Genomic DNA, 11,410 nt, shown 5'->3' with positions numbered 1-11,410 from the left:
TCATGTCCGCTGACCTGCTCAAGGCGCTTGCCCTTGGCCCGACCAATTCCGGCACCTACCTCGGCCGCGACGAGTGGTCCACGACCACCGGCGCAGGCGTGCTGCAGTCGGTCAATCCGACCACCGGCGAAACCATCGCCACGGTCGAAGCCACCAGCGACGCCGACTACGAGCGCATCGTCGCCCGCGCCCAGGCCGCGTTCAAGATCTGGCGCACCACCCCGGCCCCGCGCCGCGGCGAAGCGGTACGCCTGTGCGGCGACGCGCTGCGCAAGCACAAGGACGCGCTGGGTTCGCTGGTCGCGCTGGAAATGGGCAAGAGCAAGCCCGAAGGCGACGGCGAAGTACAGGAAATGATCGACATCGCCGATTTCGCCGTCGGCCAGTCGCGCATGCTGTACGGCTACACCATGCACTCCGAGCGCCCCGGCCACCGCATGTACGAGCAGTACCAGCCGCTGGGCCTGGTCGGCATCATCAGCGCTTTCAATTTCCCGGTCGCGGTATGGGCCTGGAACTCGTTCCTCGCGGCGATCTGCGGCGACGTCTGCATCTGGAAGCCGTCCAACAAGACTCCGCTCACCGCCATCGCCAGCATGAAGATCTGCAACGAAGCGCTGAAGGCCGGCGGCTTCCCGGACATCTTCTTCCTGATCAACGATGCCGGCATCGAACTGGCCGAGAAGTTCGTCGACGACAAGCGCATCCCGCTGATCAGCTTCACCGGCTCCACCGCCGTCGGCCGCCGCGTCGGCGAGCGCGTCGCCCATCGCATGGGCCGCAGCCTGCTGGAACTCGGCGGCAACAACGCGATCATCCTCGACGAAACCGCCGAACTGAAGCTGGCCATTCCCGGCATCGTCTTCGGCGCGGTCGGCACCGCCGGCCAGCGCTGCACCACCACCCGCCGCCTGATCGTGCATTCGTCGATCTACGACAACGTGCTGGCCACGCTGATCAAGGCCTACAAGCAGGTCGAAGGCAAGATCGGCGATCCGCTGGATCCGGCCAACCTGATGGGCCCGCTCAACAGCCAGCATGCGGTGGACCAGTTCCTGGCTTCGATCGCCAAGGCCAAGGCCAGCGGCGGCACCATCGAAACCGGCGGCACCGCCATCGACCGCCCGGGCCACTTCGTGTTGCCGGCGATCGTCACCGGCCTGAAGAACACCGATGAAGTCGTGCAGCACGAAACCTTCGCCCCGATCCTGTACGTGATGAAGTACGAGACCCTGGACGAAGCCATCGACATGCAGAACGCGGTGCCGCAGGGCCTGTCGTCGTCGATCTTCACCCAGAACCTGAAGGCTGCTGAGCAGTTCCTGTCGGCGGCCGGTTCCGATTGCGGCATCGCCAACGTCAACATCGGCACCAGCGGCGCCGAGATCGGCGGCGCCTTCGGTGGCGAGAAGGAAACCGGCGGTGGCCGCGAATCGGGCTCGGATGCGTGGAAGGTGTATATGCGCCGCCAGACCAACACCATCAACTACTCCGATTCGCTGCCGCTGGCCCAGGGCATCAAGTTCGACCTCTGAACCGCAAGGAGCCGATCGATGAATGTTCCCGTTCGACAGAACAGCTCGCTTGCGATCATCAGCCTGGTCGCCGGCATCCTCGGCTGGACCCTGCTGCCGTTCCTGGGCAGCATCGCCGCGATCATCACCGGGCACATGGCACGCAAGGAAATACGCCGCGACCCGGCGCTGGACGGCGACGTGATGGCGGTGATCGGGCTGGTCCTGGGTTGGGCCTCGGTGATCCTGTGGATCGTCGGCATCCTCCTGTTCGTGCTGTTCTTCGGCGGCCTGGCCTGGCTGGGCACGCGCTGAGGGATGTACAACCTGGCCCGCCCCTTCCTGTTCGGACTGGATGCAGAACACGCCCATGGACTCGGGCTCAAGGCGATGGAGCTGGCCTATCGCACCGGTACCAGTCCACTGCTGGCGAAGAGGATCGAACCACTTCCCACCAGGGCCTTCGGCCTGACCTTCCCCAATCCGGTCGGCCTGGCCGCCGGCCTGGACAAGAACGGCGCGCACATCGACGCGCTGCTCGCATTGGGTTTCGGTTTCGTCGAGATCGGCACGGTCACGCCACGCGCGCAGGCCGGTAACCCGAAGCCGCGCATGTTCCGCCTGCCGCAGCACAAGGCGGTGATCAACCGCCTCGGCTTCAACAACGAAGGCGTGGACGCGCTGGTCCGCAACGTGGAACGCGCGCGTCGCAAGGACGGGCTGCTGGGCATCAACATCGGCAGGAACAAGGACACCTCCAACGACCGCGCCGCGTCCGATTACCTGTATTGCCTGGAGCGCGTGTACCCGCTGGCCGACTACATCACCGTCAACATCTCCTCGCCCAACACCGCCGGCCTGCGCGAACTGCAGGAAGAGCAGGCCCTGCGCCAGCTGATCGGCGCCTTGCGCGAATCGCAGGAAGAACTGGGCGCGCAGCACGGCAAGCGCGTGCCGATGCTGGTCAAGATCGCCCCCGACCTGTCCGACGAGGACATCGACGCCGTGGCGCGCGTGCTGCGCGATCTTTCCGTCGACGGGGTCATCGCCACCAATACCACCGTTTCGCGCATGAGCGTGCAGGACCATCCCTTGGCCCATGAAACCGGCGGCCTGTCCGGCGCGCCGCTGATGAACCAGTCGACCATGGTCCTGCGCAAGCTGCGTACCCGCCTGCCCGACAGCATCCCGGTGATCGGCGTCGGCGGCATCCTCTCCGGCGCCGATGCGGTGGCCAAGATGGCCGCGGGCGCGTCGATGGTGCAGTTCTATACCGGCATGGTCTATCGCGGCCCGGAACTGGTGCACGAATGCGTGGAAGCCATCCGCCGCCGTCGCGAGCACCGCAGCGGCGGCGCGGTTCCTCCCGCATGAGTGGGTGGCGGTTGATCGCCGACGCGGAGCTGCAATCACGCAATACCTTCGGCGTCGCGGCCCGCGCGCCATGGCTGGTGGAAGTGGAAGATGCGGGCGCGCTCGGCGAAGTGCTGGCGCTGCCAGAGTTGCAAGGACCGGCGCCGTTACTGCTCGGTGGCGGCAGCAACCTGCTGTTCGCAGGCGATCCGCAGACCGCGGTGATCGCCCTGGACACCCATCGCACCGATATCCTTGAAGACGATGGCGACCTCGCCCTGGTCCGCGTCGATGCCGGGGTCGAGTGGCATGCGCTGGTCCTGTGGTCGCTTGAGCAAGGCCTGATGGGACTGGAGAACCTGGCCCTGATCCCGGGCACGGTGGGCGCGGCGCCGATCCAGAACATCGGCGCCTACGGCACCGAAGTCGGCGAGTTCGTGCGCACGGTCGAGGCCTGGGACCGCGAGGCCGGCAACATGCTGCGACTGGATCGCGAGGCCTGCGCCTTCGCCTATCGCAACAGCCTGTTCAAGCAGGTGCCGGACCGCTACCTCGTCGCCGCAGTGGAATTCGCATTGCCGCGGCAGCGCGCGCTGAAACTCGATTACGCAGGCATCCCCGAAGAACTCGCCGCAATGGACGCCATCGCGCCGACCTTTCGCGACGTGGCTGAAGCGGTGATCCGGATCCGCCGCCGCAAGCTGCCGGATCCGGCGGTGATCGGCAATGCCGGCAGTTTCTTCAAGAACCCCATCGTCCCGGCCGCCGTTGCCGACGAACTGCAAAAACAGCACGGCGGCTTGCCGGTGTTTCGCGGCGATGCCGCGGACAACCGCAAGATTTCCGCAGCATGGATGATCGAGCATTGCGGATGGAAGGGTTTCCGCGAAGGCGATGCCGGCGTGGCCGCCACGCATGCGCTGGTGCTGGTCAACCACGGCGCCGCGAGCGGCGCGCAACTGCTGTCGCTGGCCCGACGCATCTCAGAATCGGTGCGACTGGAATTCGGCCTGGGTCTGGAGCCGGAACCGAGGATCATCGGAGCCATCTGGTAGCGACTGGACTTCCCCTTTTGAAAAGGTTCTTCAGGAATCCGGGGAGCGAGTGCGATAAAGAAACCGCGGAGTCAGGCGAAGATGCTTCCAGCGACGTTGAGCGGACGTAGGAGCGACGTGAGTCGCGACCGTAATCGCTCCCCTCCCTAGACTGGGCATTCCTCGACCCGCCGCCATGGTGTTGTTCCTTGTTTTCTCCGCATCGCCTCAGGGCCACGGGCGGGCTCGGTCGCGACTCGCGTCGCTCCTACGCCCGCGAATCACACTCCAGGGAATCGAACTTGCCGGCGTAAACCCCGGACTTCCGTGAAGCATGAACGAACGCTGCCGCAGGGTGGCCTGCGGCAGCGTGTCGTCTCACCTGCAATCCGTGGCTGCAATCCGGGTCAAGCCCACATCAGAAGTCGATATCCAGATTCACGTACATCGCACGGCCCTGGATGCCATAGGTATTCTGGTAGAACGGATACCAGGTCATGGTCGAATCCTTCGGCCCGTACGTATCGAACAGGTTGGTCACGTCCACGCCCAGGCGCACCTTGTCGGTGATCTTTTTCGACAGGCTGGCGTTCCACTGCACGTACGCCGGCAGGTGACCGGTGGCCTGCTCGTTCACGCGCGCGCCGTTGCGGTAGCCGTACACGCTGCCCGACCACGCTTCCTTGTTCCAGCTCAGGGTCCAGTTGGTGCGGGTGCGGAAAGCGAGCGGCTGGCTGCCGCAACTGTAGGTCGCGGAGTAGGAGCAGTTCATGTAGTCCTCCCACGGATCTCCGTCGGCGACTTTCACGTCGTAGCCCAGGGTGCGGCTCAGGCCGGCATTCAGAGTGAAGTCGCCCAGCGCGCCCCAGCTCCAGGCGTACTTCACGCTGGCGTCGAAGCCGTTGGTGCGCACCCCGGCCTGGTTGATCGCACCCAGGAAGTACTCGGTGACCTTGCCGGCGGCGTCGCGCTGCACATAACTGGCGTAAAGCGCGCACGCACCCGAATTCGGATCGACCGGGGTGCCGTCGACCCGTTGGCCCAGCAGGCAGTCGGCGTTGGCATTGAGCAGCGTGGCGGTGTCCAGGTACTGGCTCTTGCCCTCGAGCTCAATCTCCCAGTAATCGGCGCTGACCGACAGTCCGTCGGTGATGTCCCAGACGAATCCGAATCCGTTCGAGGTAGCGGTCTCCTCGTGCAACTTGGTGTTGTTGCCGCCTTCGACATACCACGAACCCTGGGTGTAGTCGCTCCTGCACTGGGTGAGGCCCGCGGGGGTGCTCAGGTCCAGGCCATCGACGCGGCACAGGTATTCGTTGGTCACGTAGTCGTCGTATTCCGTCACCGGCTCGCCGTAGATCCACATGATGTTCGGCGCCATGAAGCTGGTCTGGTGGCTGGCGCGGACCAGCAGGCTTTCGATCGGGCGCCATTCCAGGCTGGCCTGCCAGGTGGCGGCGCCGCCAACATCGGAGATGTCGTCGTACAGGTCGTAACGGCCGGCCACGTTCGCGGTCAGGCTCTGCAGCAGCGGGATGCGGAACTCGACGCCCGCGCCGTAACGGTCGCGCGGGCCGCCGCCGACCACGCCGGTGTGGTTGAAGGTCTTGTCGGCGCCTTCATAGGTGCTGATGCTGCGCGCATCCGGGCGCAGCTGGTACTTGGAGTGGGACGCTTCGACCACCGCGGCCATTTCCAGATCGCCGGCCGGCAGCGAAAACAGCGGACCGCTGATCACCAACTGCGCCTGCGAGGTCTGCGACAGGTTCTTGTTGCGGATGGTGTCGGTCATCGCCGCGTATTGTTCGGGGCTGACCGTACCGAACAGCACCGTCGGGTCGATGTCGTACAGCGGGTCTCCATCGATGGTGCCGACCCGTTCGCCGAACAGGTAGCGGTGCACGCGATCGGTGATCAGTTGTTTCCAGCTGCTCTTCATCTCGTCGCGCGAAAGGCTGAGGCTGGCGTCCCAGTCGAAGCGGCCGGCGCCCAGGGTCCCGCGCACGCCTGCGTTCGCGCTGATGGTGTTCTCTTCCCAGATCCGCATCGGCGCGCCGCCGATGCTGTTGGGATTGAGTGCGCGCCAATACTCGAACTTGCCGATGTCCACATCGTAGGCATTGCCGGCGTTGTACAGGTACATGCTGGTGCGGTGGGCGGCCTCGGCCTTCGAGCGCTGCATCAGCAATTGGCCGTAGCCTTCGATGCTGTCCGTGAACCGATAGCTTCCGGCCACATAGGCCGAGGTCTTGTTCTGCTTGTTCGCCAGCGTATCGCCGTCGTAGTAGCTGGCGTTGCCGCAGGCGCTGGGCAAGGCGTCATCGACGGACCAGTACAACGGGAAGTATTCGGGGTCGGCGTTGCGGCAGGAATACTCCAGCGCCCCGTCGGCGTTGGACGTGCCGGTGTCGCCGGTATAGACCAGCTCTCCATTCGGGTTCATCCAGTAGTAGCCGTTGTAGTCGCCGTCCGTCAAGGCGCTGTCCAGCCCCCAGGTCGGGCGGTTCGGATTCTCCGCGTTGCCCGGCGCATTCATGCCGGTGCGGATGATGTTGTCGCGCTGCCAGGAGAAAATCGGCTCGCGGTTGAACTGCTCGAACGCATAGGTGACGCTGCCGCGATCCCAGGCCTTGCCGCCGCTGAACTGGATCTGGCCGGTATCGCCGCCGCCGCGGGCGGTGGTGCCGCCGCGGATGCGCAGGTTGTTGCCTTCCCAGTTCTGCTTGGTGACGATGTTGACCACGCCGGCCACCGCGTCGGAGCCGTAGATCGCCGACGCGCCGCCATTGAGCACTTCGATGCGTTCGACCGCCGCGGTCGGGATGCTGCCGATACTGACGCCGGTGGAAGCCGCGCCGGAACTGGCCGCGTATTCGGTCATGCGCTTGCCGTTGAGCAATATCAACTGGTAGCCGACGCCCATGCCGCGCAGATTGAGGAACGAGGCGTCCGGTTGCGAGGAGCTTGCGTTCCATTCGCCGGCGACGACCTCGCCGTTGTACTGGGTCAGGGTCTGCAAGGCTTCGGCGATGGTGCTGTAGCCCTGCTTCTTGATGTCTTCGGCGGTGATCACCGTCACCGGCGACGGGCCTTCGATCTCCGCGCGCTTGATGCGCGAACCCGTCACCAGGACCGCGTCGAGGGTCTGGGCCGGCTTGGAGCCCGTGTCCCCGGTCGCATCCACGGGGTCGGTGGCAACGTCGGTCGCGAATGCCGTCGCCGGCATGGCCAGGGCCACGAGAATCGCGGCGCGGAGGCGGTATCGTTGCAGCGGATGATGGTGAGTTGACATCAGGATTCGTCTCTCTGGGTTGCTCGGCATGGAGTGATTGGGTGACGTTGCGGCGGTAACGATCGAACCCTGAAGGGCTATTCCTGCGCCCGCGGCCATGGCATGGGCGCATCGCCAGCGAAGCTATCGTCCGTGCCCGCCGCGCCCCTTCGCGATGACCGTTCCGTGGTCGATGTCCAGGCCATGCGGCAGACCGCAACGGCAGGAATCGCAACTTCCGTGGAGCGACGTCGCCGATACTAGGTGGGAAGAATCCCGGGACGCATCGGGAAAAACCCCGATTCTTCGCCGGATCCAGCAACGCCATGGACACGTTTCCATCGGCGTCATCGAACGACACGACGCATCGCGCCGAGAGCTTCCTATCGGGCACGGATGCGGTATCGTTCCTGCAGTTCGTCCAGTTCGCCATCACGCGAAAATTTCCGCGGCGGCGAAGTCATCCAGGCCAGGCCACGAATCGCCTGAACGATCGTCGGACTCGAGATCCGATGACGCATCCATCCATTGCAACCACCGAGGACAGAATGAAGAAACAAACCTTGCGCGCGACCTTGCTTGCGGCAGCACTACTTCCCCAGGGAGCTGCCTACGCGATGCCGCCGGCCGCCGATGCGGATTGCATCAGGACCAGCGATTTCTCCGCCTCGAATGACGGCGACGCCGCTGGCATCAGGCTCGGCAAGTTCAGCGAGGCGATGCGGGAGCAGGCAATCCCCGGCGCCCAGTTGATCCACGCGCGCCAGGGCGCCTACCAGGCGTATTGCCATGGCGTGATGAGCAATGAATCGGGGAAGGAAGTCACCGGCAAGACGGTGTTCCAGGCGGCATCGCTTTCCAAGGTCGTTGCGGCGTACATCACGCTCAGGTTCGTCGACCAAGGAAAGATCGACCTGGACACGCCACTCTGGAATTACTGGCAATCGCCCAGAACCAGGGACAACGCGCTTGCCATGAAAGTCACCGCGCGCATGGTGCTCAACCACACCACCGGGCTTCCGAACTGGCAGATCTCGCCGTCCAACCCCGCTATAGACGACACGCCGCTGGTCAACGAATTCGCGCCAGGCGAACGTTTCCAGTATTCCGGGGAAGGTTTCTATCTACTGCAGAACACGCTTGAGCACCTTGCAGGCATGCGCTGGGAGGAATTGGCCGAACGTGAAGTCTTCGCGCGGTTCGACATGCCGAGCAGCAGCTTCCACACGCTCGCCGCGTTCGATGCATTCAATTCCACCGGGCACGAACAGGATGGCACGGTCAGGTCGGCCAGGGTCTTCCCGAAGGAAAACACCGCATGGACCCTGGTGACCAACGCCCATGATTACAACAACTTCATCCAGGGAGGCTTGTACAAAGGCGAAGGGCTCAAGCCGTCAACGCACGGAATGATGCTCGCCCGCTCTAGCAATGCCGATGACAAATCCGTCCCCAACCCCGCGGATCCGTTCATCGACTGGGGCCTGGGCGTCGGCATCCAGTCGACGGAAGGCAGGAAGCTTGTCTGGCACTGGGGCGACAACCCGGGCTTCAAGGCTTTCTTCGCACTCGATCCCGCCACCGGCGAAAGCATCGTCCTGTTCACCAACAGCGAGAACGGACCATCGACCTACAAGGAAGTGCTGGAATTGTTCATGGGCGAAGGCGAGTACCCGGCCGTCGATTGGGCCAGCGCGCATAGTTGAGGCGTCCCGGGTATTCCGGAGGCCGTTTCCCTGGCAAGGCCGCGATCAGCGCATGACCAGCCTCCGCCTTCGGCAAGCGGCGCGCTTTCGGCGACGAGCGCGAACCGTTGCATGCCGTGCCGCTTTCACTGGACCGGATCGTCTTCGTCCTGTTCGCCCTTGGATACGATCGTCGCCAACACCAGGTCGCCGGTGACGTTCAGCGTGGTGCGGCACATGTCGAGCAGTCGATCCACGCCCAGGATGATGCCGATGCTTTCCGGCGGCACACCGACCATCGCGCAGATCAGCGCGACCACCGGCAACGAGCCGGCAGGCACGCCGGCGGTGCCGATGCCGCCGAGGATGCAGACGAACATCACCAGCAGTTGCTGGCCGATGTCGAGGTGGATGCCGAAGAATTGCGCGAGGAACAGCACGGTCACGCCCTCGTACAGCGCGGTGCCGTTCTGGTTGGCGGTCGCGCCGACCGTCAGCACGAAGCGCGAGACCTTGTTGGGCAGTTTCAGCTTGTCCTCCGCCACCCGCAGCGAAGTCGGCAGCGTGGCGTTGCTGGAGGCGGTGGAAAACGCCATCAGCATCGCTTCCTGCACCCGCCCGAACCAGACCAGCGGCGACCAGCCGGCGCACTTCAGCGCCACCGAATAGACCACGCACAGATGCAATGCGAGCGCCAGCACGACGACGAGGACGTAGGAGCCGAGCTTGGCCAGCAGTTCCCAGCCGAACAACGCAGCCAGGTTGAACATGAAGCAGAACACCGCATACGGCGCCAGCCTGATGACCAGCCCGATCAAGGTCATCGAAATCTTGAACAGGCCATCGACCGCACGCGTGAAGGCCGCGATGGACTCGTCGCCCTTGGTCAGGACCAGACCCACCCCGATCATCAGGGCGAAGAACATCACCGCGAGGATCTCGTTCCTGCTGGCCGCGCGAACCACGTTTTCCGGCACCAGCGACAGCAGCATGTCGGCCGCGCCCGGTTGCTGGGCGTTGTCGCCGATGACCGCCTGCGCGCGTTCGCTGCCTTGCGCGAGCAACTGTTGCGCCGCGACCGGATCGACCCCGGCACCGGGTTTCAGCACGTTGACCAGCACCAGGCCGATCAGCACGGCGATGCCGGACACGATGACGGTGTAGGCCAGCGTGCGCCAGCCGATGCGGCCCAGCGTGCGCACGTCGCCCATTTCCGCCACGCCCACGACCAGCGCCGAGAACAGCAACGGCAGCACCAGCATGAAGATCAGGCGCAGGAAAAGCGTGCCGGCCGGCTGCAACACGTGGCCCGTCAGCCATCGCACCCAATCCGCATCGGCGCCGACCGTGGCGTTCACCGCCAGGCCCAGCAGCAGGCCCAGGGAAAAGCCGATGGCCATCTTCCAGTGCAACGGGAGCTTTGCGCGCCCGCAGGCTTGTTCCACGATCATGGTCTACCTTCGCTCGGACTGGTTGCAGTGACACCGGAAACGGACAACCCTGGCGAGTCCGCGCAGCGTTCTGGAAAACCTGTGCAGCGCCGCGTACGCGGCGCTGCCGCTCGCCTCACCCCCACAGCGCAGGTGTGGGCGTGGACATGCGCCCTTGGCGATAGACGATGCCCGACGGCCAGTCCTCGGCCTGCAGCCAAGGGCCATCCAGGTCGCAAACCTCGCATTGCTGCGCCAGTACCATGCCCGGCGCGACCGAGATCGAACCACCGAGCATGCAGCCCACCATCAAGCGGAACCCGGCCGCGCGCGCCGCCGCCGCCAGTTCCAGGCCGGCGGTCAGGCCACCGACCTTGTCCAGCTTGATGTTGACGAACTGGTAGCGCCCGACCAGGCCAAGCAAGTCCTCTTGCGTGGACAGCGACTCGTCGGCGCAGATCGGGATCGCGCCCGCATAGCCATCGAGTCCCTGGTCGGCGCCAGCGGCGACGGGTTGCTCGATCAGATCCACGCGATACGGCTGCAACTGCTCCACATAGGCCAGCAGCTCGTCCACGCTCCAGGACTGGTTCGCATCGACGATAAGGCGCGCATTCGGCGCTCCCTTGCGTACCGCGGCCACTGCTTGCAGCGGCGAGCCACGTCCCACCTTCACCTTGAGCCAGCGGAAGTCCGCATGGCCACGCGCGGCTTCTTCATAGGCGGCGATGTCGCGCATGCCGATGGTGACCGCGCTCTCGACCGGCTCCCAGCGAGCCATGCCGGCGCGCTTCCAGACGGGCACACCGGTGCGTTTGGCTTCCAGATCCCATAGCGCCGCATCCAGCGCGTGGCGCGCGCCTCCCGCCGGCAGCGAATCCAGTAATTCATGCCGGTCGCAGCCGGCTTCGACCATGGGACGCACCTGCTCGATCTGGGCCAGCATGCTCTCCGGGGTTTCGCCGTGGTAGAGGACGCCGCCGGCCTCGCCCAGACCCACGACCCCGTCTTCGTGCAACTCGACGATGATCACCCCGGCCTCGCTGCGCACGCCGCGGGCGATGGCGAAAGGTTCCTTCAACTTCCAGGCATGCGGCCTGGCCTGCAGCCTGCGCGCCATGCC

8 protein-coding genes are annotated in these 11,410 nt (G+C 65.0%); 5 read left to right on the top strand and 3 right to left on the bottom strand.

Annotation, left to right across the window (positions count from 1 at the left end):
- Nucleotides 1-2: 2 nt before the first annotated feature.
- From amaB to murB, 4 genes are read left to right on the top strand one after another with little or no spacing between them, the layout of a single operon-like run.
- Nucleotides 3-1,535, top strand: a complete 1,533-nt coding sequence (amaB, locus tag CSC74_RS01140; protein ID WP_162312589.1) for an L-piperidine-6-carboxylate dehydrogenase — start codon at nucleotides 3-5, stop codon at nucleotides 1,533-1,535.
- An 18-nt stretch (nucleotides 1,536-1,553) separates the two neighbouring features.
- Nucleotides 1,554-1,829: a DUF4190 domain-containing protein gene (locus CSC74_RS01135; protein WP_162312588.1), complete on the top strand. Its 276-nt coding sequence runs from the start codon at nucleotides 1,554-1,556 to the stop codon at nucleotides 1,827-1,829.
- Between the two features lie 3 nt (nucleotides 1,830-1,832).
- Nucleotides 1,833-2,888 carry a quinone-dependent dihydroorotate dehydrogenase gene (locus tag CSC74_RS01130; protein ID WP_162312587.1) on the top strand — a complete coding sequence of 352 codons (1,056 nt, stop codon included), beginning with the start codon at nucleotides 1,833-1,835 and terminating at the stop codon, nucleotides 2,886-2,888.
- Complete coding sequence (murB, locus tag CSC74_RS01125; RefSeq protein ID WP_246192895.1) at nucleotides 2,885-3,922, top strand: UDP-N-acetylmuramate dehydrogenase; 1,038 nt, start codon at nucleotides 2,885-2,887, stop codon at nucleotides 3,920-3,922. The genes CSC74_RS01130 and murB overlap by 4 nt, the downstream gene beginning before the upstream one ends.
- A gap of 397 nt (nucleotides 3,923-4,319) precedes the next feature.
- Here the strand turns inward: murB and CSC74_RS01120 are convergent, their stop codons facing one another.
- A complete protein-coding gene (locus CSC74_RS01120; RefSeq protein WP_162312585.1) occupies nucleotides 4,320-7,193 on the bottom strand; it encodes a TonB-dependent receptor plug domain-containing protein in 2,874 nt (957 codons plus the stop codon).
- Between the two features lie 527 nt (nucleotides 7,194-7,720).
- Here CSC74_RS01120 and CSC74_RS01115 point away from each other — a divergent pair.
- On the top strand, nucleotides 7,721-8,878 hold the full coding sequence (locus tag CSC74_RS01115; RefSeq protein ID WP_162312584.1) for a serine hydrolase domain-containing protein: 1,158 nt from the start codon (nucleotides 7,721-7,723) through the stop codon (nucleotides 8,876-8,878).
- Between the two features lie 125 nt (nucleotides 8,879-9,003).
- Here CSC74_RS01115 and CSC74_RS01110 read toward each other — a convergent pair whose 3' ends face one another.
- Both CSC74_RS01110 and dgcA read right to left on the bottom strand, forming a co-directional pair.
- Nucleotides 9,004-10,308: a dicarboxylate/amino acid:cation symporter gene (locus CSC74_RS01110; RefSeq protein WP_162312583.1), complete on the bottom strand. Its 1,305-nt coding sequence runs from the start codon at nucleotides 10,306-10,308 to the stop codon at nucleotides 9,004-9,006.
- A gap of 115 nt (nucleotides 10,309-10,423) precedes the next feature.
- Nucleotides 10,424-11,407 (bottom strand): N-acetyl-D-Glu racemase DgcA, encoded by a 984-nt coding sequence (gene dgcA / locus CSC74_RS01105; RefSeq protein WP_162312582.1) that lies wholly within the window; start codon nucleotides 11,405-11,407, stop codon nucleotides 10,424-10,426.
- Between the last annotated feature and the right edge of the window lie 3 nt (nucleotides 11,408-11,410).

The organism is Pseudoxanthomonas yeongjuensis (assembly GCF_010093345.1).
In the GTDB taxonomy this organism is placed as follows: domain Bacteria; phylum Pseudomonadota; class Gammaproteobacteria; order Xanthomonadales; family Xanthomonadaceae; genus Pseudoxanthomonas_A; species Pseudoxanthomonas_A yeongjuensis.
This window is presented reverse-complemented; position numbering and strand designations above follow the sequence as displayed.